Origin of the sequence: Streptomyces montanus (assembly GCF_005786655.1) — a bacterium.
Taxonomy (GTDB): domain Bacteria; phylum Actinomycetota; class Actinomycetes; order Streptomycetales; family Streptomycetaceae; genus Streptomyces; species Streptomyces sporangiiformans.
In genome coordinates this window covers 1-22,808 of record NZ_VBZC01000017.1, presented here as the reverse complement: position 1 = coordinate 22,808, position 22,808 = coordinate 1, and the positions used below count along the sequence as shown (strand labels likewise).

The following is a 22,808-nucleotide window of genomic DNA, read 5'->3' as shown; positions in this document are numbered from 1 at the left end:
CACCCATGGCCAAAACTGCTGGCGCACTCGGCGAACTCACCCAGGCCGTACTCGACCTCGCCCGCGGCCAGGGCCGCCTGATCACGGCGATGCCCGAGGTCGCGCGCGAGCAGCGGATCACCAACCTCATCGTCCGCTCGCAGATCACGGCAGACCCCGTGGAGAAGGCCCGGCTCTTGAGTGAGGCGTCCCGGCGCATGGATGCCCCGCGCCGGCGCTCTCCTCACGACCCCGTCTGAGGCCACGCGCGCCCCCTCCCCAGACACCGGCCGTGATGGTCGGCACGACGAGAAGAGATCCCCATCATGACCACACAGCGAACACCCGTCACGGCCTCGAAGGCGCGCTTCACCTTCTACGACATCGAGTCGTTGCCGGACGTCTTCACTCTGTGCGCCTACACCCCGCGGCCCGGCAGAGCCGTCGACGACCTGGAGATCTTCTTCCTCGCCGACGACCAGCAGCTCTCCGGCGCCGTGGACCCGCAGGTGCTCTATGAAGCCGTGGTGCGCTCCAACCCGGGCCTGCCCGCGGTGAGCGTCCAGCTGTGGAACCTGCGCGGCGAGCGGGGCAACCTCCGCCTTGCCGAGCTGATGGGCCTCTCGAACGCGGACCAGGTCAACGACCGCAGCGAGGTCTCGTCCTATCCGGCGAGCCTGCGCCCGGTCTGCGACACGGATCCCGAGTACGACCCGCTGAAGCACCCGTTCCTGGCCGGGTACAACTCGCTGAACTACGACATGACCATGCTCGCGCTGTACCTGATGGAGACCTTCCCTGCCCCGCACTCCGGTCGTCTTGTCCAGCCGACCACCGCGCGCGAGATGCGCGAGCACAACGACAAGCTGTTCAACGAGCACATCGCGTACATGCCCGGCTACCTCGGCTGGGACGGCCCGGCCGCCAAGATCCGCCGCGCCATGATGCACTCGGGCCGGCACCTGGACGTCGCCCGTCTCAACGAGCTGCAGACCAAGGTGAGCCTCAAGCGCCTGCTCGGGATGCTCGGCCGCCAGATCAAGGAGTCCGAAAAGCTCAGCCACGACACCTCGATCGCCGCGATCGAGGATCTCTACGAGCTGCTGGCCTACAACGTCTCCGACTGCCTGGGCCTGGCCCAGCTCTTCCAGCACCCGGCCTACGCCAGCAACTTCGACCTCAAGGCCGGTCTGCTGGCGCAGTACTCCGAGACCGTCTACGCCAAGAACGGCTCGGTGCGCCGGGACCGCCTGACCATCGACTCGTCCTCGGCGAAGTTCGTCGGCCGCATCCTCGCGCCGTACACCTCGCTGAACGACATGGAGGCCGTGTCGTTCCTCTATCCGGCCAAGGAGGTGGCCGAGGAGCGGGGCATCTCCCAGGTCAACGTGCTCGACGAGTGCGTGCGCTTCTTCGAGGACAACGTGGCCCCCGACCCTGCCAAGGACCCAGCCGCGACGCCGGCACAGGCGAAGGCGCACCGCCAGTTCATGCAGGTCGTCAACTACTACCGCTCGATTGAGGGGCAGAACTTCAACGACTCCGAGGAGTACCGCGACCTGTTCGACCTCCCGGCCAAGTCCTTGCGCGAGCTGCCGAAGGCGCCGAACAACGTGCCCTACTTCCACCGTGACGCCTCTCCGTCGTCGTGCTTCGCCACGTTCAGCACAGGCGGTATCCACGGAGCCGAGGCAGACATGACAGTCTTCGACGCCGACTCCTTCGAGCACCGAGAACAGGCAGCCATGATCGGCCTCGCCAAGCACTTCTACCCGGACGCGAAGGACTTCGTCGCCGAGGCCAAGCGCCAGCACAACCTGCTCGCGCTGCCCGACGGCACGGCCGTCGACAAGCGGCTCGTGCTGCTGGGCTCGGACCCGAAAAAGGTGAAGTACCGCAAGCCGAAGAAGGACGACCCGGACCAGGCCGAGCAGCTCGCGCGTGCGCAGGCCCAAGTGCCGGATCCGGCCCAGCTGCTGGACACTCAGCGCCCGGACATCGAGGCGATGCACGTGCGCCTGGCCGACGGGACCGTGCTCGACGGCAAGGTCGTCCTGGCCGTCACCTCGGCGGTCAAGGCCGTCTATCGCGATGAGCCGGCGAAGACGGCCCCCACGCTGTTCACTGCGAAGGCCGACAAGTCCACCAAGCTGCACCCGAAGTTCGCACGGACCTCGGCAGGCCTCGTCGTCCACGAGGACTTCACGAGCTACTACCCGAACCTGCTGCGCAACATGAGGGCGTTCTACAACCCCGAGCTGGGTGAGGACCGCTACACGACGATCTTCTTCGAGAAGGAGCGCCTGGGCTTCGAGATGAAGAAGCCGGGGATCTCCGCCGAGGAGAAGGGCCGGCTCACGACCTTGCGCAACGGCACGAAGCTGATCCTCAACTCGGCCTCTGGAGCTGCTGACGCCGCGCACCGGACCCCGATCAGGATGAACAACCGCACCATCTCGATGCGGATCATCGGCCAGCTGTTCAGCTGGCGGATCGGGCAGGCCCAGACGCTGGCCGGCGCGCGGATCATCTCGACGAACACCGACGGCCTCTACTCCGTCGTCGGCGGTGAGAACGGCTTCGATGAGACGACTAACAACCGGGTGCTCGCCGAGCAGCAGGCCGCCATCGGCATCGACATCGAACCGGAGCTGATGTTCCTCATCAGCAAGGACTCGAACAACCGGCTCGAGCTGGAGTCGCCCAGTGAGGACCGGAGCGTCGCCGACAGCCCGATCATCACCGCCTCCGGCGGGACGCTGGCCTGCCACGCGGGTCCTACCCCGACGAAGTCGCTGGCCCACCCGGCCGTGATCGACTTCGCCCTGGCCCGCTACCTGCAGACCGTCGCCAGCAGGGGAGAGGAGGCTCTCGCCGAGCCGTTCGATCCCGTGCTGGGCCGGAAGATGATCGAGGAGGCGATCGACCCGGCCGATCCCGTGCGGACACTGCTGCTGTTCCAGAACGTCCTCGCCGCCTCGCGTGGATCAATCACCTACCCGTTCGCCGCCGACCCGGTCAGCGCCGAGCCCGACCGTGACGACAACGAGGATGCCGATGCGCAGCTGGCGAACCCGCGGGCCCTGCAGATGGTCAACCGGGTCTTCATCGTCCACGACGGCACCGATGGTGCCGTGAGCCTGCACAACGCCGGCGCATGGAAGGTGAACCCGGCCAGCCAGAGCAAGCGGCGCGAGTCCGGCAGCGCCGGGGTGCGACGTGACCCGATCGCGCTGGACATCCTGCGCCACCACGGGTGGGCGAAGAACCGCAGCGAGGCCAGCACCTCCGACGGCCTCACGCTGCTGCCCGATGACCAGGACGTCGTGATCCGCCGGATCAACGGCATCGACCCGTGCTGGTCGGTGATCGTCGTCAACGACGACCTCCGTACGCTGCCGGCCGCCCGGGTCGAGCAGCTCATCGGGGCGCTCGACCTCGACATCTATACCCGGATGCTCGACGAGACGTTCACCAAGAACTGGAAGAACGCCGGCTGAGTCCCGCCCACGCACCACCCCGAGAACGGACCAGCCATGACCCGCACCGCCTGCATCACCCAGCTCCGCGAGTCCATCGCCCGCACCGACCTCACCGCCACCGCCGACGAGATCCGCGCCGCACAAACCACCGACACTCCGTACGAGGAGACACCCGAATGATCAGCAAGTCGGGCCGGTACTGGTCCACCGGAATCACCGTCACCTACATCCCCCTCGCCGGACGCATCAACGACGAGCCCTGCAGCGGTTGGCACGCCAAGCTCGGCTACCAAGACGACGGCGCCAACAACGACCCAGACACGGGGCAGATTGCCACCGAGGGCACGCTGTACACCCGATTCCCGGTACGCGACGCGAAGATCCGCAGCGGGCTGTCCATTGCCCTGGACACGCTCATCGCTGACGCGGAGCGCCTCGGGATCGAGTTCCGCGTCGTCGGGCCCCGCACGGAGCCGTGGCTCTTCTACCGGGCCGACGGCGAGGAAGCCGACTGCCCGCCGCCGGACGGCTGGCGCGAGACGCTGGCCGCCGAAGCCAATCGCATCGGGTTCCGGTCCTACGCGCCCCCACCGCCTCATGGGACTTGCCGACACGACGCTGCTCGGTGCCTGAGTCGAATGTCCGATGCCGTGCCGACCGACACCTCCGCCCAGGACGACGACGCCCAGGCCCAGCAGAAGAAGAACACGACCCGCGAGGGCATCCTGGTCCGCCGGGGCCAAATCTGGGAGGACCTCGACACCCGTCAGAACCAGCGTCGCGTCGTCATCGAGTCCGTTGCGGACGGGGAGGCCCAAGTCCGGGATCACTACGGCACGAAGCACTCCACCCTCAGCGTCTCCCGCATGCACAGGCACTCCACGGGCTTCCGCCTCGTCGAGCCTGGTGAGCTGAAGTACGGTGCGCCGACGGCCTCTTCCAACGAGACGGCACAGCGCTGATGGCTCGCACGCGCGAGAGCACCATCGAGAACTACCTCCTCAGCCAGTGCCGGGAGCACGGCTTCCTGTGCCTCAAATTCGTCTCACCAGCCCGCGGGGGAGTGCCCGACCGGATCGTCGTCGCCCCCCACGGCACCGTGTTCGTCGAGGTCAAACGCCCCGGCGGCCAGCTGCGGAAGCTGCAACAGCTCACGCACGCCAAGCTGCGCCGCCACGGGGCCGAGGTTCACGTCGTCGACGACAAACCTGGCGTCGACGCGTTCATCGCGAACCTCCTCAAGACCTCATCCGACCAACAGAGAGCAGCACCATGACCCACAAATACATAGCCGCGACCCAGCAACCGCAGTATGAGACCAAAGACTCCGGCCAACGCGACGAGTTCTCCTCCGGGATGCTGCGCGAGCCCGACATCGGCCGGCCGCGCTTCGACGTGCTCGTCCCGAAGACTGTCCCCTTCGACGAGCAGCTGCTCGCCCGCTGCGCTGCCCCCATGGAGAGAGGGGCGCAGAAATACAGCCCCGTAACTGGGAGAAGGCCGACTCCGCCGCTGAGCTGGAGCACCCACGAACGCTGTGGCCACTTCAGATCACGCCCCCAGACGAAGGACCACCCCGGCTACACGCTGGTGTGCGGCCGGTCGGCCGGGCACTCCGTGCTGAAGTGCTGGGACCCCAGCTGGGAGGAAGACGGGTACTTCATCGCGCCGGAGCGCAAGGGCTTCCCGAAGATCCAGCCGCTGGGGGTACGGAAGCTGACTCCGATCGCGGCGGAGCTGAGGGACGCCCTGGAACAGCTGAGGGAGTTCCTGGATCCGGACGACGTGAACTGTGGGGTCTCCCCTCAGCTCCGCAAGGACGGCACGGTCCAGATGTACCTGTCCACCTGGGTAGAAGGGCCTGTGGCCCGCGCGCTGGCCGCGATCGACTCGTACTGGCGTGCGAGTGAGCAGGACAGGGAGGCGGCCCAGTGACGGACGCACTCTTCGTACAGATCAAGTTGTCCGACACTCAGGCAGATCTTCTGAAGACGGCCGCCTGGCCGGGCAACACCACCCACAACGTCTGGTCCGGCACGCGCGCCCGCCGGGACTCCTTCCGCGTCCTCCACGCCCTGGGGCTGACCACGAACCCCCAGTTCGGAGCGAGGCTGACGCGGGACGGCCTGGACGTGGCGAAGCAGATCCAGGACGACCCGGACCTGAGGGCCTTCGACATCCCGGCGCGCGGCATGGTGAAGACCACGGCCCAGCGTATGGCGGGACAGCTGGACGGTGTGGCCGTGAGGGCTCACCGCAACGCGGCCAATGGCCGGTGGATCACTGACTCCCTGACCGGCCACCGGTGGGTGGTGGTCAGCAAGGACCGGACCACCATCCTGGATTCCGGCCCGGCCGCCCCGGTGGTCAACTACGCCGGACCCGAGAACGAAGGGGTGGACTGGAAGGACTGATCATCATGGGGGAAGCCGGAACTACACCCGGGAACTCCGCCGCGCGAAGGAGCGGGGAGCCTCGACCAGGAAGCCGAGAGCCTCATCCTCGCGGCCATGGACATCGGCCGCGTTGGACGAATCTCCTCCAAAGGCCACTGCATCATGCACAACAACACCGGGGGCACAGCCTCGGTGCCGCCCAACCTGACCTCGCAGAACCGCACGGCGCAGGACGCCAAGGCCGACATGCGCCGGCTCATGGCCGAACACCATGCTGAAGTTCCATCGTCGGACTCCGCTCAGGAACCCGGACCGGCCCAATAGATCACGGTGGCCCAGGCGTTCATCTAGCACAGCACAGCCTTCACCGCCTGGTTCGACGCACAAGAAGGCAGCCTTCCCGCGAATACGCCGCTGAAGGTGACCTTCGACGAGTCCGGTCAGCCGCTATTCGAGGTCATACGCGCGGCTGAAGCCGAGACCTAGGCCTAATCCACGCCCCAGAAGCGGGAGTTCAGATACGAGGTCTGCCAGCGGCCCTTCAGCACTGCGGCTGCTCTGGGCTCGCATCGGCGAGTCCACCGCGATCGTGCCGCGTCGGCCCCCGCAACCAGAACCGCCTCCGACATCACTCCCGAGACTCCGCAGAAAGCGGAGCACGACATGCCAGCACCCACGCACCAGACAGCACCGGTTGACGCAGCCGAGCAGCCTGACGACCCGGTGGCAGTGTTGCAACGCGTGCGAGAAGCCCTCGGACCCGACCAGCGCGTCACGCAGCTCGAAGCGAGGGTCGCCGAGCTGGAGACCGAGGTCGCGCAGCAAAAACAGAGAGGCGACGAGGCCCATGCCCGACTCGCTCTCATTCAAGAGGCATGCCATGCCTGACCACTCACTCGAAGAGAAGGGATGACCAGCGACATGACTACGGCTACTGCTCCGTCCCCGATCTCGCTGATGCCGCATCAGCAGCAGATCCACGACTTCCTCGTTGACCACCCTTTCGCAGGTGCATGGGTCCCCGTAGGTGGCATGAAGACGCTCAGCACCCTCGCGGTACTGCAGACACTGCGCCCGATGGGGCACATCCTCGTCATCGCGCCCGTGGCGATCGCCCGCTCCACCTGGATCGACGAGATCGAGAAGTGGGGCTTCCCCATCCGGACGAAGTCGCTCATCGTCGACGAGAACGACAGGAAGCTCTCCAGGGCCGAGCGCCTGAAGCGCTTCCAGGAAGTCGCCACCGATCCACCGACGATGTACTTCATCAACCAGGAGCTGCTGACTCAGCCGTCCCAGGAGACGAAGCTGATCACGCCGGTGCCGGGCGCAGTGCCTGCCCCGACCATCTCACCGGAGGCGACGGCGATCCTGAGCCTGCTCCAGGCGCGGGGGCCACTGGGCCGAGATGAGCTGATCGGCGCATACCGCGCTCTGGTCGCCGGAAACACCAACAACCGGGTCCCCGCCAAGGCCAAGATCCGCGCCTGGATTCAGGAATTGCTCAAGTCGGCCCTGGTGACGTGGGAGGCCTATGACTGCCGAACCTGTTCCGGGGCAGGCTGCGCTCGGTGCCGCTTCGGTCTGGTCGACCAGCTGCCGGTCCAGAACATCAACGGCCAGAACACCATCATCTGGCCCTTCCAGACCGTCATCATCGACGAGTCCCAGGGTTTCAAGTCGCACGACTCGCAGCGCTTCCTGGCCCTGGCGAGGGTGCGGCCGGCCATGAACCGACTCATCGAGCTGACGGGAACGCCCAGCCCTAACGGTCTCCACGACCTGTGGAGCCAGATTTACCTGCTCGACCAAGGCCAAGCGCTCGGCCGGGATATCACCCAGTTCCGCAACCGGTGGTTCGTCCCGAAGATGGTTCCCGGTACGACGACGCCGGCGAAGTGGATCCCCACGGCGAACGCCGAGGCCGAGATCCATCAGGCCATCTCGCACCTGGTGATGAGCGCGCAGAACACCACACTGATCTTGCCATCGCTCACCATCCAGGACGTCAACGTCACGCTCCCGCCTGACCTGCTTCAGGCTTACAAGGAATTCAAGCGTGACCTGGTCCTGGACATCGTGCGGACCTACACCGACGACGACGGAAAGATGACACAGAGCGTCGAGTCGATCATCGCCGAGAATCAGGCGGTGCTCACCAGCAAGCTCATGCAGTTCGCTTCGGGCACGCTCTACACCGCGGATCCTGACGACCCGGCCACGAAGGGCCGGTACGAGGTCATCCACGACAAGAAGCTCGAGATGGCCGAGTACCTTGTGCGCAACAATGGCGGCGAGCCCGTGCTCATCGCCTATCACTTCAAGTCGGACAAGGAGCAGCTGCTTACGCGGCTCCGGAAGGCCGGCATCGACGCGCAGGCCTTCGACGGCTCGCGCGACATGGTCCGCCGGTGGAACGACAAGCAGATCCCGGTGATGCTGCTCCACCCCGCCGCCGCGGGGCACGGCCTGAACCTGCAGCACGGCGGCTCGACGATGATCTGGTACACGCTGCCGTTCTCGCTCGAGCACTACATGCAGACGAACGGTCGGCTGCACCGCCCCGGCCAGCAGCGGCCGGTGATCATCCACCGGCTCATCGCCAAGGGCACGCAGGACGAGCGGATGCCCTCGGTGCTCGCTGGCAAGCAGCAGGTCCAGGACGACCTCATCGAGGCCGTATCCGGGGACTTCAACGCCGAGCAGGCACTCCTCGCCGCCCTGGAAGAAGAGATCCGCGAAGACCTCAACGACCTCTGGGCTTCCGAGCGGGTCTAACCCACACCCCTTCGACGGCCTGGTTGTGATCCTGCAGCCGGGCCGCCGTCGGCGACCGCCCCGACACCATCCGACGACCAGGGATGAGTGCACCCCACCATGACGCATTACCGGGTCCAATGCGGCCGTCCGCGCCGGGTCTCGTCGATGCCCAGCGCCCGGACCTCGGGCAGCGGTGCCTCGGCTGAAGCTGCCTTACCGAAGACGATGGAGAAGGGCAGTGGTTCGTCGCCGTCGTGCTTGGTTCGGCGGTCATCCCACAGCGGACCCACCAACGACGAGAGGCTCGTCGAGCTGCTTCTCGTCACCCTCGTGCCCGATCACCGCACGAGCGACGAGCCGGTCACTGCCAGCACCGGCGAGCTCGACCCCGACATCACCAACGACGGTTCGTACCCCGTGCGGTGGAAGATCGACAGCGACGAAGGCGTCTCCCCGGTCCAGGCCGCTCTCGACGTCTGGCGGGAAAAGTTCCTGCGGTACAACGAGCAGCCGGACGACGGCGACGTCTGCGTCTTCACCGTCATCGAGCGGTTCACCGGCCGGAGCGTCGAGATCGACCTGAGCAACAAGCGGCACGCGCATCTACTCCCATGATCCGTCCTGGTCAGGAGATCGCTGATACGGGACGGGCGGCACAGCCGCCCCTGGACGACGACATGAGACGACGAGAAGCCCTGGAGAGCTCCGTGTTCCCCAGGGCTTCTGCATTCCTGCGTTCGCGACAAGCACCACGAAGCGCTGGCTGTGCCCACCCACGACAGAGGAGTGACAGCACAATGCAGGACTTCACCTCCGGCGGGACCCGTAAGAACCCCAAGCTGGGCCCGGCAGATCAGAACGTCGAATTCACCGGGCTGGGTGTCGATGATGACGACCCGGATGTGGCGACCCTCAAGAATGCCATCGCGGGAAACCTTGCCCCGATGGGCGTCACCGACGTCACCTTCGTCGAGCCCGGTGAGATCACCGATGCCCGCAACCAGATCCGAGGGCGGGAAGACGCCTACATGCACGTGAGTGACGGCACGTTCCATGGTTGCCTGTGCGGCTACACCATGCAGCGTGCCGCGCCGTCCGGGGCACCCGAGTGCCCCGTCTGCGTGCTTCTCGACGCTTGAACGACGCAAGGGCGGCTCGGCCGCTCTCCACGCGACGCCCTCGCGCCTCCGCATGACGCCGTTGCCGGCAGCGCCATCGACTCCAGCATCGCCCCCCAGGGGCTCGTGCTCCAGATGATCCGGCGCACGGTGCCGCTCGACGGGGAATCCACGACGGTCGCCGACGCGGTTGCCCGCACGGTGAGCCGGTTCCACTTCAGCGACGACCTGGGCGAGAGGGACATCACCCGGCTGGCGACGTGGTTGCGGAAGTACCTCATGCAGGTGCTGCACACCGTGTCCTACGCCGGCAGTAACCCGGAGGACGCCGAGGTGTACCGCCCGCCGGTCAAGCCGGCCGGCAAGGGCAAGAAGGCCCGGCGACCGCGGCAGGAGGGGGTTACCGAGTTCGTGAAGCTCGGCGCCAACCTCAGCCGTGAGCTGCGAGGTCTGCGGGAGTCCAAGGGCTAGTCAGCCCAAACAGTCGAGGAGCCTGTCAGTGGTGTCTGGCAGGCTCCTCTGTCCTTGAGAGGAGAGGTATGCACGACCGGAAGCCGGGCCTCCGGCTGACCGAGGACGAGATGTTCACGATCCGGGTCATGGTGGAGCACTCCTGGCGCTTCACCCCCGACCCCCGATTCATCCGCCAGGTGCTGGAGGACGACTCGCCGACGAGGACGACCGTCCGGGGCGCCCGCCACTACGGCTGGCTCAGCAGCGGCGTGCCGGAGATCGTTCTGGGGGACTTCTCGAACACGTTGATCGGCGAGGGCATCCCGAAGACGCTGCCCACGTACGAGGAGTGGAAGGAGTGGAAGGTGCGGGTCGCCGAGGCCCACGCAGACTGGGTGCGCAAGAAGGACGAGGTTGACGAGTGACCAGCCGACGCAAGAAGCCGCTTCGGCTGGTCTCGACGGTCTCGATCAACGGTGTGCCAGCCACAGCCGCGGTTCCGACTGGAGCGCCACAGAAGGACGGCACGCTGGAGCCGGCGCTGGCCCTCATCGGTACAGATGAGGATTCTCGGGAGGAGATCGACGCCTTCCTCGAACGCCACCACTTCGCCCCGAGCGGAGAGACGGCACGGGCGGCGGAGTCACAGGCCCGGTGGACGATCGAGCGGGATGGACGGGTGACCGTCACATTTCTTGCCGACGATGGTGTTGCCCATATTGCTCTGCCGCTCGCGGAAGGTGTCCGTCGGTGGGCGGCCCTGACCCTTGCGACGGGCGGGACGCTGGCGGTGTGGTTCCTTCCGGAAATGACCTCAGTCCTGCCGGAGGACATCAGCCGGCGGATCACTCCGGGTGGTGGTGAGTGGTGGCGGTTGAGCGTCGGATTCGTGCCGGCCTGAGCGCGCCACGACTGTCACACCAATGTGGCAGCTTTCGATTCAAAAAGAGGAAAGAGCATGGAAGGCCGTGAAGCCTGGATCCCGGTCGTGACGCTGTCGTACGACGACCCGGATGGTGAGCCGGTGGTCAAGAAGCCCCTCACCGAGGCTGGCCTGGCTGATGTTCTCATCGCCATGGAAGATGGGCAGGCGGACGAGTGAGCGAGACGAAGCGCGTGGCGGTCTACAGCCGGGTCGCCAGGGAGAATCCTGCAGCGTTGGAAGCTCAGGAGAAGGACTGCGCGGAGTGGGCACAGCGGCACGGCATGGAGCTCACAGAGACCTACAAGTCGGTCGGGCACAACGACATGTTCCTTGACCTGATGAACGACGTCGCCGCTGGCAAGGTAGAGGCGGTAGTGGCCACGAAGAGCGATCGGTACAGCTGGCAGGCGGCCAAGTTGAAGGCGCTGACGGAGATCGCCAGGAAGCACGGTGTTCAGGTGTTCACTGTCGAGCTGGATGACCTCGACCTGACCTCCGCGACCGGCGACTTCAGGTTGACGATGCTGGGTCTCTTCGATGACTACGAGAAGGAGCGGGCCCGCGCGGAGGAAACGGTCCGCAAGTTGCAAGAGTAGTCCCCTCGGCTTCGCGCCCTACGGGCGCTGACTGTGCAGTGGGGCCTACTCCTGGCCGCTTACCGGGAACGACCTGGCCGTTGACAGCGCGCTGGCCTCGGGGCTCTGGGTCGGCATAGCCGACCCGGGTGCGGGATCGACACCGAAACAGGCCGGGCGTTCGTGCACCCGGCCTGTTCCCCATTGATACGTCGGCGTCGCGTCATGGGCGTCCCCGGGTTCCGGTGGTGTCCCTGAGGAGACGTTTTGTTGCCACCGGCCGGACGCGACAACGACGTTGATCGCCGAAGCCCCGAGCAAGACACCGATGAGACCCGTCAATGCGCCAGCCGGGACACGCATCGGCCGCCAATCAGACACCAAGGAGGCTCGCTGATGCAGGCCTACAGCAGCACCACCCGCCAGACCTACCCCTCGTGGGAAGACCGGCTGGCGACCGAGACGAGCGGCTTCGCCGTCGCGCAGGGCTATGCCGACTGCATCGCGCGTCTGAGCCACCACCTCGCCGACTGACCCAGGCACACCCTCCTGACCGGCCTCTGAAGGGACCGCAATCATGCCCTTCGAGATCTATCGCCCTGATCTGGGCCAGCCGCGGCGCAAGCAGCGACCAGCGAAGCTCACCGTGCTCCACAGCGAGACCGGCGGCACGCCGGCGTCCATGCGGTGCGGCCGCTGTCGGATCACGGAATTCGCAGATCCGGAAGGAAGCCAGTCGTGAGCATCGATGCCCCGCACATCCAAATCGAGCCCGCACATGTTCCATAACACCGACCGACCCAAGCCCGGTGACTACGTCATCGTCGCCGAGCCCGGCATCGACAAGGGCTACGAGTCCTCCGCGTCCCTGGCGATCGGCCGGGTGACCCGGCTCGCCGACGACGGTGAACCGCTGATCGTCTACGTCGGCAGCACCGACGAGACCCAGGTGACCTTCGGCGAAGCACTGGTCATCCCGCAGGCCATGTTCGAACAGCTCACCGGGTGCGAAGAGATCTCCCTCCCCGACGCGGAACCGGACTCCGTCCACGACTACTTCGACCGTCCACTGCGCGCCGGCGACTCGGTGCTGATCCCGGAAGGAGCGACGGCGGACCGCATCGCGGCGAGGTCGCTCTCGATCACCGATGGCATGGCCGGGCGCACCGACACCATCGTCAGGGTCGGCACCGACGGTCTCGTCGCCCTGGTCACGCCCGACGCCAGCGACTTCCCCGCGGATCTGCTGATCCGCACCAACGAACGCTGACAGACAGGCACCCCATGACTTCTCTGACCGAGGCCGCCCCGCACATTCGCTCTCTCGTCGCCATGAAGGAGCACGCCGACGACGGCTGGAGCATCGCCGCCTCCATCGGCGCTGAGCCGTCGATGCACTTCCCCGAGCAGGATGGCAAGGCCGTCCCGGAGGAGGGCACGTGGATCATCGTGGTCGAGGAGCCGATGACCGAGCTGCGCTCGAGGTTCCGCGTCCCCGAGCTGTCTATGTGGCGTGCCCGTCCGCACCAGCTGAACTCCGGCGCGATCACCGTCGGCCACGGCAAGCAGGCCGCCAAGGTGTACCCCAAGCAGGCGGTCATCGCCACGCCCCGGGGAGACCTGCACCTGTGGCCGCACGAGTACGTCGTCGCCAACCGCCCGATGGAGCTCGCGTCGGACCCCGGCGCGACCCTCAACTCGCTCGGAGGGCAGCCGGTGCTCGACGAAGAGCAGCTGTTCTACCTCATGAGCCGGGGCATCCCGCGCCACGAGGCCGTGATGCTTCTCTTCGACAAGGTGACGTCCCTCGACTTCGTCTACGTGACGTTTCCCAAGGAGGTCACTGACGTCCTCGTCGGCGCAGGGCACTGAACGCCCGCGCCTAACTCCACCATCACGCGCAGCATCCAACCCCCATCACGCCCTTCGAGGAGGGACTGACGCATGGCCCGCATGCAAAAGATCACGCAGTACCAGGTCAACCACTGGAAGGCTGCGCTGGAACAGCTTCTGGAAGAGGGCGACTTCAGGCAGGACGGCCGGCCCCTGAGCCCCGCGGGTATCGCGGAGCGCGAGGATGAAATCGCGATGCTACGCGGACTGAACACCCTTCGCGTGGGCCAGGTCGTCGATCTTGACACTGTTCAGCCGATTGACGAACACCCCAAGGAGGGTTGACGCAACCCCGGGAGCCGATGAGGCACGGCGCGCCGCTGGCTCGCCAAGAAGTACGCGGTCGCCAGCCAGACGATCCGCGGCTGCTCGCAGGGTGACTGGCTCGACATATTCGCCGCATTCCTCGACGACCACGGGACGCCCGAGTCCCGCATTGACCAGGTACGCATGCGGGCCTTCGGCGACGTCTGGACCGTCACCCCCGACCACGCGGAGCCTCCGCCATCTACGCCGACGACGCTGGCGCAGCGCTCGCGCACTTCCGCGAGAACTTCGAGGACGGCGAAGAGTCTGTGCCCGAAGAGCTCGATCCGACAGCAGCGCGCGACACCACGTGGCGCGTGAGCTGGGAGATCGACGCTGAAGGAAGCACAGCTCTCGGGGCCGCTCGCCAGGTCTGGGCAGACCGTGGCCGCGATGGTGCCATTGACGAGGGTGCCTGCGCCTTCACCGTCACCGACAGCGCGCCGGGCCAATCAGTGATCGACCTCAGTGACCACGATGGGTAGTTTGACGACCCGCTCTGAAGCGCAAGCGTTGGGCCGGCACAGCCGGCTCGGGAGCCAAAGAAACACCTGCCTGCCGGTGGGGCCGTGCTGGAACGACCAGCTCAGCTCCACCGGCAGTTTCGTTGCTGGCCCCAGCCAGCTGCCGTACCCAACAAGCTCAAGGAGCAGCGCTCTCATGACCGATCACGACTGGGACAACCCCATCACCTGCGAGTTCGTCGGCGCGCAGTCACCCGAACGCCCGAACGGGGAAAACACCGTGTCCAGTACCGCGATTCCCGAGAAGCTCATACGCACCGTCACCGACGTCTATCTGATAGCCCTCAGGCAGGGGGATCTTCACGCAGCGCTCGGCCTCATGACGCAACTGGCCAACACGTACGGTCTGGTAGCCGTCCGCGGCCTCGCCGCCGAGCTCGCCATGAACCTTCACACCCACTGCCCGTCACGCTTCCGTACTGCCTTCGGCGGCGCGAACCTCTCCGCTCTCGCCCCGCGGCGAACGACGACGCGCTCACCACCCTTGATGTCGCCTCCAAGACCAACCGCCTCATGGGGCGCGGGCAGGTTACAGCTGCCGACTTGGAGGACACCGAAGTCCAGATGCGCGTCACGGAAACCGTCCGCCATGCCGTTCAGGCGGCACTCAATGCCGCTGCTGGGCACAGCCGTTCGGCTGCGGCCGCTCAGCTGGGCTCGCTGACCACGCCCCGCGAGTTGTCTGCGGCCGTGGCCTTGCTCACCAACGGGCTTCGCGCCGTACTGCCGTAGGCGCACGCCATGAGCCCCCGTATCTGCCGCAAGGGCCGTAGCCGACCGATCCCGTTCGACTGCAAGTCCGGCGCCGGACACCCAGGAACGTGCAGCCCCTTCACCCACCGGCCCCACCCACCCGAGAACGCTGACGATCACGCTGCGCTCCTCGTTATGAGCAGGGAACGCCGGACGCCAGCGCGAGTGCACGGGCCCGATCAGCCCCTTGACTCCACTTCACCTTCATGACGGACCTGGAGGTACCTTGCATGCCCGCATTCCTGGAGCAGCCCGCCTACGGACTAGGAGACCCACGGCAACGGCTGGACCCGCCTCACCCTCGGCGCCCACTTCGGCCACCGGCATCAGTGTGGGTGGCGGCCGACGCATCACACCTCGCTGTTCGAGGCGTTGACCGGCCGTCAGCGCTGGGGCGGTTACGAGCGTTGTCTTGGAGACGGACCCGGGGCGTGCGCAGCGTGCCCGGTTCAGCGCCGCCGTCTCACGCACGACGGCGGGTTCGACTGGCCGACAGGCATGCCCCTTCTCCTGGCCCGCGTCAGGCCATGGTCGTCCACTCCTGATGCGTTGTTCGCCGACCAGGCTTCCGGGCGCAGCACTTTGGAGTTGTCCGCCTGGAGGGGCGGTCCGCCCATGGCGACAACCGGCTGGAAGGAGGTTCTCAACACACCTGGCGTTCAGATCAGCTGGAGGTGGCAGGACTTAATTGAAAAGGGGAAACGAGAATGCCGATTATTGCTGTAGAGGTTCAGACCCTCAAGAACATGCAGCAGAACCTTCGCGCCCACCTGAAGCGTGCGGGTGTCCCGGAGTATTCCTGGAAGGAGCAGCGCGCTGGTTTCGAGGTCTGGCATGCGGAGCATCGCGAAGGCGAGACGTGGATCATCTGGCACACGTTCGACCCGGATGGTGATCAAGATGCACAGCGTACGGGGCTGGAGTCCTGCGCTGTTGTCTTTCAGGAGCATTACTGGGTGAAACTCGATATGCCCGGCATGTACACCAACGTGAACCGGCCGACTCTGCGTGTTCTGTTCGGCTTGTCGTGGCTCAAGTAGAGCAGCCCTAGATGGTTCTCGGCCCCGTTCGACTCCGGGTTAGGGCACTACTGAACTACACAGGGCCATGAACCAAGGGGGGAACCATGTCCGCCGACCGTCGACGCGAAAACCAGCGATCAGCCGTCGAACACTGCTCGCAAGATGGCTGCGACGCCACCATTCCCGGACGCGCATGGGACATCAAGTCCGGCTGATTCTTCCAGAAGAACGGCAGCCAATACTGCCCCGAGCGCATCCCCCGAATGGGTCGCCGAGCGGCGCGCCCGGAAAAAAAGCGACAACCCCGAGAAAGAGGGCTGAGCAGTGCCAACCACCACCCATCAGCCCCTGGCCACCCGCATGCGGCCGACGTCGCTCGACCAGATCGTCGGACAGGCGCACCTCGTCTTCCCTGGCTCGCCGCTCGAACTGCTCGTGTCCGGCCGCGGTGCGACCTCAGTGCTCCTGCACGGCCCGCCCGGATGCGGCAAGACCACCATCGCCAGCGTCGTCGCGCACCAGACGAGCCGCCGCTTCGTCGAGCTCTCCGCCACGTCGGCGGGCGTCGCCGAGGTGCGCAAGGTGCTTGCCGCGGCCCAGAAGGAGCTCGTCGCCGACGGCACCCGGACGCTCGTGTTCATTGACGAGATCCACCGCTTCTCCAAGGCTCAGCAGGACGTGCTCCTGCCTGCCGTGGAGGACGGCGTCATCTCGCTGATCGGCGCGACGACCGAGAACCCGAGCTTCAGCGTGAACGCTGCACTGGTGTCGCGTTCGATCCTCATGGTGCTCAAGCCGATCAGCACCGCCGACATCGTGAAGCTCCTCGCCCGCGCGCTCAATGAGGACCCTGACCTCGATGGCCACGTCAGCGCAGAGTCTCAAGTGCTCGAGCTGATCGCGGATCTGTCCGCCGGTGACGTGCGCCAGGCGCTCAGCCGCCTTGAGACGGCTGCCGCCACGGCGATGGCTGCCGGCGAGACGGAGGTCACCGCCCGGACCATCGAGCTCGTTACCGGCGCAGCACTCCAGCGCTACGACCGCGACCAGCACTACGACGTCATCTCGGCGTTCATCAAGTCGCTTCGCGGCTCGGATCCAGATGCGTCCCTGCACTGGCTGGCCCGGATGATCGAGGCGGGGGAGGACCCGCGGTTCATCGCTCGCCGGCTGATCGTGCATGCCAGCGAGGACGTCGGCATGGCTGATCCGTCGGTGCTCGCCATCGCAGTGGCCGCCGCGCAGGCGGTCCAGCTGATCGGCATGCCCGAAGCCCGGATCAACCTTGCCCAGGCGACGGTCGCGATCGCCACGGCTCCCAAGTCGCCGGCAATCGTCCGCGGCATCGACCAGGCGCTCGGAGATGTGCGGCGTAGCCGCACCGGGGAGGTCCCGGTGCATCTGCGCGATGCGCACTACCCGGGAGCCAAGGCCCTCGGCCACGGCCAGGGGTATCTGTACCCGCACGACTTCAAGCACGGCGTCGTCACCCAGCAGTACCTACCTGACCGAGCGCTCGGCACGCAGTACTACGTGCCGACATCTAACGGCTTCGAACAAACCATCAGCCAACGGCTGAGGGCTATCCGTAGCCTCACCGCGACCCAGGAGAACAGACCATGACCTACACCACTGTTGACCCGGCCCTCGTCATCGAGGACGACCTCACCGTCCAGTGCGACGCGACCCGGTCGTCTCTGCCCCGGCGCCCCCGGCTGAGGCCCGCTGCTGTCGGCGGATCCGTTCGACGCACTGACGGCGTCGCTTGACGCTCTCCGCTCGCGTTGGGTGGAGGTGGCCTGATGAGTAGCAAGACGACGGCCGCCCTCTTCGGGGCGGCCCCCCGCCCCCGGCTGGCGCTGGTCGCCGGCCCTCAGGTCGCGGCCGGCTCGCAGGGCCCGGATAGCGACGCCGCGCGCACCATGGCCGCTCTCGGCTGGTGTGCCTCGTTCGTGGACACGGTGCGGCTGGCTGTCGCCGGTGGCCTGAAAGCCGACGCTTCCGGGTTCCGCGCGGTCGACGCGGACGGCCGTACAGGGCGGCGGGTCAAGGGTGAGCGGGTGCGGCTTCTCGCTCGCTGCGGATACCTCGCGCGTCACGCCTCGGGTCTGGTCGTGGCGACGGAGGACGGACACGAGGCGCTCAGGCTCGCCGAGGCTGCCGGGCCGGGCGTGCTGCGCGATGAGGCCGACGTCATGGCGTCGGTTCGCAAGGCCCGCCGCGCCCGCCAGTGGGACAGCCACGCCGAGCAGGACGCGCACGCCTTGCCGGTGCTCCCCGGGGGCGGTGAGGAACGCCGCCGCCTGGCCGTCGCCCGCAACGGCGCTGAGCGGGCGGCCGTCGAGGCGGAGAAGACCCGCAAGCGCACCGAGGCCCTGATGCGGCGGGCGCGGATCCGGGACCGCCGGAAGGCCCGCAGCGAGGCAGCACGGGAGGCCGAACGCACCGCCCCGCGCCGGTGCTGCCGGGGGGTGTGGCCACTGGACTGGCGGTGCGGGGAGTGCCGGGACCTGGCAGCGCGGGGCATCGAGGACTTCCCCGCCCTCCCTCCGGGCGACAGCGACAGCAGGACACAGCAGGACCACGACAACGACACGGATGGACACACGGACATGGCGGGTAAGCGGCGGATCACGGTCAAGTGGATCACTGACGGCCTGTGGCACGCGACCACGTGCGGCGAGGTGTACACGGTGGTTCATGAGGACCGCGAGGCGTGGCCGTGGGTGATCGTCGCCCCGAACGGTGACCGGATCGGTAGCCCGTCCGTGATCGACGGCGAGTTTTTCGCTGAAGACGTCCGGGACATCGTCCGCAGGCACACCGGCGGCAAGCCCGTTCCCGGTCTGCCCGCCGACTCCGAACGGGCCGCCGATACAGCCGCTGCCCCCGAGGAGGCAGCCGGCGAGAGCGCCGAGGGCAGCGACGCGGCCGAGGCCGCCGACGTCCCCGCCTCCGGCGACGCCTACAACACGCCGACCCCGGCGCGGGCGGTCGCGCTGGACGTCCGAGAGACCAAGTGGGTAGCCGAGTGCGACCGGCACGGCCCCGTTTCCATGGCCCTCAACAAGTACGGCGACCCGGTGGCCGACGTCTCCGCCGCGTACGTGTACACCTCCCGCGACGAGGCCGACGACGCCGCCCGCCTCCACCTGGACCGGCACGCCGCACAGGACGCCGACACCATGACCCCCGACGACATCGACGCGGCCCAGTTGCTGAACTTCAGCCGGGACCAGTGGCGCGCCCTCGGATGGATGCGTGAGGGCAAGGTGCGCGAGACCGCCGACGGGTTCACCGCCTTTGACGTCTCCCCCGACAAGGCCGACGTTTCGGCGAAGATCAACAAGCAGCGGGTACCGGGCCTGTGGCTGGCCGGGTTCGTGAAGGTGTACGCCGTCGCCCCCGGCGTGCGCGCGTTCGGTCTCACCGATGAGGGTGAGGCCGCGTTCCGCCTGTGGTCTCAGGCCGTGCGCATCGGCGCCGTGACCGAGCCGGAGAAGGACACCAAGCACACGGCCGTGAAGGACGGCCCCTATCGTTGGCTTTCCGCCGGGGACACCTGGCCCGGTGAGGCCAAGGCCGCTCAGGCCGCCGCCGATGCGAAAGCCAAGGCCAAGGCGGAGGCGGCAGCGCTGCGCAAGGCCGAGGAAGAGCGCGCGGCACTGAAGGCCGCGACACCCACTGATGGTGAACTCGCCGTGATCGACGCGTTGGGGCGTGAGGGCCTGGACGAGAACGCGGCGGCGGTGCTGTCGGCCGCGTACATCGGGCACGTCATTACCCGGTACCGGACCGGCGCTACGTCGGTCCGCCTCGATGAGGGTCCGAACGAAGATGAGCGGCACGTGTCGCGTACGTACAACGTGAACGGCGTTGAGAAGCCGATCACGACCGAGGCGGACGACACGCTGTTGGCGATCCCCGCCAACCTCACCGACGCCACGGCCGACACCTGGCACGCGCTGTGCACGTCGGTGGATGAGCGGTACGGGGTGTACCAGCTCGACCTGCAGGCCGCCATGGACGCAGGCAGGGCCGTGCTCGCCGCCGATGAGGAGCCGGAGGCACAGGAGTCGCCGGAGCTGTGGGCGGCGCGTGAGTTCGTACAGACCGCCGAGCCGGGCACGCATGCCGAGGTGATCGAGTGGGCCGGGGCTGGTCTGTTGTGGCAGCGCGGTGACGGGTTCGGGCACGCGGGCCGTAGGGTGCCCGCTGCCCGTGTGACGCCGCTGATCGAGGCGGGGACGCTGTACCGGTCCGCCGACGGACGCGTTTACCTCGTCAAGGACGCGAAGGCCGAGACGACCGCGCTGGTCATGGTGGGCGGGTGCTGCTCGTGCGGTACGGCCGTCGAGTTCCCCCGGGGCGAAAGCCGCCCCGCCTGCACCCACAACGGGAGCAGCGGGGTAACGGGGTCGGGGGCGCCAGGTACGTCGTGACGAATCTGCACGGGTTCGGAACCTGTGGACGACGAGGCGGCGGCGGACATCGTCATTCGCCACAGCCGCACCGAGGGAACCAGCGTTGAAGGTGACACCCACCCGGCGGCGTGCGGGAGATCTTGAAGCGGAAGCGGTACGGGCGCCGGGGCGGTATGGGCTTCCGCTGGTCCAAGACGGTCGGGGCGTGGATCCGGTACCACACGTGCGCGACCACAAGGCCGACACGTGGAGCAATGACCGGCTGTCCCTCGCCCTGCGCTTGGAACTCGGCCTGAACGTGTGCCGGGTCATCGACAACGCCACGCGGCGCAGCTTCGCGGAGGCGGAGGCCGAGCGGTACGAGAAGGCGGAAGACCGTGCGGACCGGTTCGCCGAGTACGGCGCGAACGCAACGTCGACCCCGAGGCGTTCGCGGTCGGCACGACGTCCAGCACGACGACTCGAACCCCGCTGCTGAACAGCCACCAGATATCGACGGTCGACCCGAACGACGGTCTGCAGATGCTCCGCAATCGGGTCACGTTCTAGGAGCGGCATGGAACTCATCAACCACCACCAGATACTTGGCTGCGGACACAAGCCGGACGAGCTGTTCTCCTTCCAGGAGCCGGGTGTCTTCACCGACCCGGAGAACGGGGAGAGCTGCTGCCGACGGTGCAGCGACAACCGGCATTACGACCGTGTGCGTAGGCGGCACGCGGAGATCGAGGCGAAGGCGGCCGCCGAGGGCTGGGCGTACGAGTACATCAGCACCTCTGACGAGGTGTACTGCCGTAGCAGGGAACTGATCGGCAAGCTGGTCTGCCGTGCGTACTGGCGCCACGACCCGCACGGGGTGGACGAGGCCCGAGGCGTCCTCCAGCCCGCGCACACGTACAACTTCTCCTTCAAGCGGCTCGCCGCAGTAGTGCCGAACTCGCCGGTGACCGGCTACGCGCTCGTCTTCGAGGACGGCAGCCGAGACCCGCTCTGCTACGACAAGGTGTGCGTGGTCACCCGTGAGCCGGCTGGCCTCGACAGGTGAGCTGTCGGAGCCGGTCTACTTCTTCATGCTCCGACGGTATGAGGCCCCGGCTCAGTGAGCTTCTTCAGCCGCCCCTCCGGCGAGTGATGAACCCCCGGGGTGTTGACGATGTCAACGAGCAGGGCGCCTACGCCGTGCTGCCGCGAACCGTGGCCCACAACCTCAAGGTCAGGATGTGGGGAGTGGACTTGTTGCTGGTCCACTCCAATGTGCCGCTGTGTGAGTCGTATCGGGCTATGGCCATCACCAAAGGCGTCGACTCGGACGACCCCGCGCTTGCGCCGCGTCGGGAACGGGCAACTGGGTCGGGTCCACCCGAACTACGAGCTGGCCCCGGCCGTGGCGGGCCTGCTGAACATCCAGTTCGGCAAGGGCAGCAACGACCGCCATGAGCACACCGACGTCCCGATGCTGGGCGACGGCGACCAGCCGTACGTGGTCGGTCACCACCTGGTCAACCCGGCCGACCTGACCGCCGAGGCGGACAACGGGGCCGCGCCGCTGATCACGTTCCGCCGGACCATGCTCGCGGCGGCCTACCCGACCCACGCCCCGCCGAGCGGGCGAGCAAGGAGACCTTCGAGAAGGTCCAGGACCTTGTCACCGGGCTGGTCACCACCTACCAGGCCGACAAGGCCACCCCGGCGCGGGAGGCCGCCTACGCCCAGTTCCTCGACACCAAGCGCGCCGAAGCCGTCCAGGACGCCATCGACAAGATCAACGGCAAGATCCAGGCCCTCAAGATCGCCCGCGCCGAACTGACCGAGAAGCTGAACAGCTACAAGGCCGCCTAACCCCTCCACCCGCCACCAAGGAGCAGCACCTGATATGGGCACAACTCTCACCGACCTGTCGGCAGAGCACATCGGAAAGCTGATCGAGGTCGACGATTCGGTCATGGTCGACTCCCGAACCGTGCTCATCGCCGCCACCCGACGCGTGCGACTCCTCGACTACCAGCAGCAGAACGGCGCCACGCGCATCCTTGATGAGTCCGTTCCGCAATGGCCGACCTGGATCGAGTGGGCCGACTGGCGCACGTTCCGCGTACTGAACCGAACCCGCCGGACCCCCACGTTCCCGCCCCGGGCCCGCCCCGGGCCCCCGGCGGCGCGCACCGGGCCCCGCCCGGCCGGCACCCCCGCAGGGCCCC

29 protein-coding genes and 1 pseudogene are annotated in these 22,808 nt (G+C 67.1%); 29 read left to right on the top strand and 1 reads right to left on the bottom strand.

Features of this window, described 5'->3' with window-relative positions; translation table 11 throughout:
* Positions 1-5: 5 nt before the first annotated feature.
* The 9 genes from FE633_RS17160 to FE633_RS17125 all read left to right on the top strand — a co-directional run bounded on the left by FE633_RS17160 (position 6) and on the right by FE633_RS17125 (position 8,635).
* Positions 6-239 carry a hypothetical protein gene (locus FE633_RS17160; protein ID WP_138046038.1) on the top strand — a complete coding sequence of 78 codons (234 nt, stop codon included), beginning with the start codon at positions 6-8 and terminating at the stop codon, positions 237-239.
* Between the two features lie 66 nt (positions 240-305).
* Positions 306-3,479 carry a hypothetical protein gene (locus FE633_RS17155; protein ID WP_138046037.1) on the top strand — a complete coding sequence of 1,058 codons (3,174 nt, stop codon included), beginning with the start codon at positions 306-308 and terminating at the stop codon, positions 3,477-3,479.
* Positions 3,480-3,515: 36 nt separating this feature from the next.
* Positions 3,516-3,641, top strand: coding sequence for a hypothetical protein (locus tag FE633_RS49245; protein WP_281291206.1), 126 nt, complete (start codon positions 3,516-3,518; stop codon positions 3,639-3,641).
* Positions 3,638-4,423, top strand: a complete 786-nt coding sequence (locus FE633_RS17150) for a hypothetical protein (protein ID WP_138046036.1) — start codon at positions 3,638-3,640, stop codon at positions 4,421-4,423. The genes FE633_RS49245 and FE633_RS17150 overlap by 4 nt, the downstream gene beginning before the upstream one ends.
* Entirely contained in the window at positions 4,423-4,737 is a 315-nt protein-coding gene (locus FE633_RS17145) for a VRR-NUC domain-containing protein (RefSeq protein ID WP_138046035.1), read from the top strand. Before FE633_RS17150 ends, FE633_RS17145 begins: the two co-directional genes overlap by 1 nt.
* Positions 4,734-5,396 carry a hypothetical protein gene (locus FE633_RS17140; protein ID WP_138046034.1) on the top strand — a complete coding sequence of 221 codons (663 nt, stop codon included), beginning with the start codon at positions 4,734-4,736 and terminating at the stop codon, positions 5,394-5,396. Before FE633_RS17145 ends, FE633_RS17140 begins: the two co-directional genes overlap by 4 nt.
* Complete coding sequence (locus FE633_RS17135) at positions 5,393-5,875, top strand: hypothetical protein (RefSeq protein WP_138046033.1); 483 nt, start codon at positions 5,393-5,395, stop codon at positions 5,873-5,875. The genes FE633_RS17140 and FE633_RS17135 overlap by 4 nt, the downstream gene beginning before the upstream one ends.
* Before the next feature lie 96 nt (positions 5,876-5,971).
* Positions 5,972-6,181: a hypothetical protein gene (locus FE633_RS17130; RefSeq protein ID WP_138046032.1), complete on the top strand. Its 210-nt coding sequence runs from the start codon at positions 5,972-5,974 to the stop codon at positions 6,179-6,181.
* A gap of 708 nt (positions 6,182-6,889) precedes the next feature.
* Positions 6,890-8,635 (top strand): DEAD/DEAH box helicase, encoded by a 1,746-nt coding sequence (locus FE633_RS17125; RefSeq protein ID WP_246113668.1) that lies wholly within the window; start codon positions 6,890-6,892, stop codon positions 8,633-8,635.
* A 107-nt stretch (positions 8,636-8,742) separates the two neighbouring features.
* On the opposite strand, the gene FE633_RS47245 is transcribed toward FE633_RS17125, so the two are convergent.
* On the bottom strand, positions 8,743-8,910 hold the full coding sequence (locus tag FE633_RS47245) for a hypothetical protein (RefSeq protein WP_171059989.1): 168 nt from the start codon (positions 8,908-8,910) through the stop codon (positions 8,743-8,745).
* Positions 8,911-8,947: 37 nt separating this feature from the next.
* Between FE633_RS47245 and FE633_RS17120 the strand changes: the two genes are divergently transcribed.
* From FE633_RS17120 to FE633_RS17045, 20 genes and pseudogenes are all read left to right on the top strand, one after another.
* The gene (locus FE633_RS17120; RefSeq protein WP_138046031.1) at positions 8,948-9,232 is read left to right on the top strand and encodes a hypothetical protein; all 285 of its coding nucleotides are present in this window, start codon (positions 8,948-8,950) and stop codon (positions 9,230-9,232) included.
* Positions 9,233-9,414: 182 nt separating this feature from the next.
* A complete protein-coding gene (locus FE633_RS17115; protein WP_138046030.1) occupies positions 9,415-9,756 on the top strand; it encodes a hypothetical protein in 342 nt (113 codons plus the stop codon).
* 105 nt (positions 9,757-9,861) lie between these two features.
* Positions 9,862-10,206 carry a hypothetical protein gene (locus FE633_RS17110; RefSeq protein WP_138046029.1) on the top strand — a complete coding sequence of 115 codons (345 nt, stop codon included), beginning with the start codon at positions 9,862-9,864 and terminating at the stop codon, positions 10,204-10,206.
* Positions 10,207-10,274: 68 nt separating this feature from the next.
* The gene (locus FE633_RS17105; RefSeq protein ID WP_138046028.1) at positions 10,275-10,613 is read left to right on the top strand and encodes a hypothetical protein; all 339 of its coding nucleotides are present in this window, start codon (positions 10,275-10,277) and stop codon (positions 10,611-10,613) included.
* On the top strand, positions 10,610-11,089 hold the full coding sequence (locus tag FE633_RS17100) for a hypothetical protein (protein WP_138046027.1): 480 nt from the start codon (positions 10,610-10,612) through the stop codon (positions 11,087-11,089). The genes FE633_RS17105 and FE633_RS17100 overlap by 4 nt, the downstream gene beginning before the upstream one ends.
* 57 nt (positions 11,090-11,146) lie before the next feature.
* A complete protein-coding gene (locus tag FE633_RS47240; RefSeq protein ID WP_171059988.1) occupies positions 11,147-11,290 on the top strand; it encodes a hypothetical protein in 144 nt (47 codons plus the stop codon).
* Complete coding sequence (locus FE633_RS17095) at positions 11,287-11,709, top strand: recombinase family protein (protein ID WP_138046026.1); 423 nt, start codon at positions 11,287-11,289, stop codon at positions 11,707-11,709. The genes FE633_RS47240 and FE633_RS17095 overlap by 4 nt, the downstream gene beginning before the upstream one ends.
* A gap of 375 nt (positions 11,710-12,084) precedes the next feature.
* On the top strand, positions 12,085-12,222 hold the full coding sequence (locus tag FE633_RS47235; RefSeq protein ID WP_171059987.1) for a hypothetical protein: 138 nt from the start codon (positions 12,085-12,087) through the stop codon (positions 12,220-12,222).
* A gap of 43 nt (positions 12,223-12,265) precedes the next feature.
* Positions 12,266-12,430 (top strand): hypothetical protein, encoded by a 165-nt coding sequence (locus tag FE633_RS47230; protein ID WP_171059986.1) that lies wholly within the window; start codon positions 12,266-12,268, stop codon positions 12,428-12,430.
* 36 nt (positions 12,431-12,466) lie between these two features.
* Positions 12,467-12,958, top strand: a complete 492-nt coding sequence (locus FE633_RS17090; RefSeq protein ID WP_138046025.1) for a hypothetical protein — start codon at positions 12,467-12,469, stop codon at positions 12,956-12,958.
* Positions 12,959-12,972: 14 nt separating this feature from the next.
* Positions 12,973-13,560, top strand: a complete 588-nt coding sequence (locus FE633_RS17085; RefSeq protein ID WP_138046024.1) for a SufD family Fe-S cluster assembly protein — start codon at positions 12,973-12,975, stop codon at positions 13,558-13,560.
* A gap of 72 nt (positions 13,561-13,632) precedes the next feature.
* Positions 13,633-13,866: a hypothetical protein gene (locus tag FE633_RS17080; protein WP_138046023.1), complete on the top strand. Its 234-nt coding sequence runs from the start codon at positions 13,633-13,635 to the stop codon at positions 13,864-13,866.
* Positions 13,867-14,954: 1,088 nt separating this feature from the next.
* Positions 14,955-15,143, top strand: a complete 189-nt coding sequence (locus FE633_RS47225; protein ID WP_171059985.1) for a hypothetical protein — start codon at positions 14,955-14,957, stop codon at positions 15,141-15,143.
* A 728-nt stretch (positions 15,144-15,871) separates the two neighbouring features.
* Entirely contained in the window at positions 15,872-16,204 is a 333-nt protein-coding gene (locus tag FE633_RS17070) for a hypothetical protein (protein WP_138046021.1), read from the top strand.
* Positions 16,205-16,510: 306 nt separating this feature from the next.
* A complete protein-coding gene (locus tag FE633_RS17065; RefSeq protein ID WP_212747228.1) occupies positions 16,511-17,809 on the top strand; it encodes a replication-associated recombination protein A in 1,299 nt (432 codons plus the stop codon).
* Entirely contained in the window at positions 17,806-17,955 is a 150-nt protein-coding gene (locus FE633_RS47220) for a hypothetical protein (RefSeq protein ID WP_171059984.1), read from the top strand. The genes FE633_RS17065 and FE633_RS47220 overlap by 4 nt, the downstream gene beginning before the upstream one ends.
* A 33-nt stretch (positions 17,956-17,988) precedes the next feature.
* Positions 17,989-20,628 (top strand): hypothetical protein, encoded by a 2,640-nt coding sequence (locus FE633_RS17060; protein ID WP_138046020.1) that lies wholly within the window; start codon positions 17,989-17,991, stop codon positions 20,626-20,628.
* A 205-nt stretch (positions 20,629-20,833) separates the two neighbouring features.
* Positions 20,834-21,088: a hypothetical protein gene (locus tag FE633_RS17055; RefSeq protein ID WP_138046019.1), complete on the top strand. Its 255-nt coding sequence runs from the start codon at positions 20,834-20,836 to the stop codon at positions 21,086-21,088.
* 78 nt (positions 21,089-21,166) lie between these two features.
* Complete coding sequence (locus FE633_RS17050) at positions 21,167-21,655, top strand: hypothetical protein (protein WP_138046018.1); 489 nt, start codon at positions 21,167-21,169, stop codon at positions 21,653-21,655.
* 828 nt (positions 21,656-22,483) lie between these two features.
* Positions 22,484-22,808, top strand: a pseudogene (locus tag FE633_RS17045) (hypothetical protein); the annotation flags it as partial.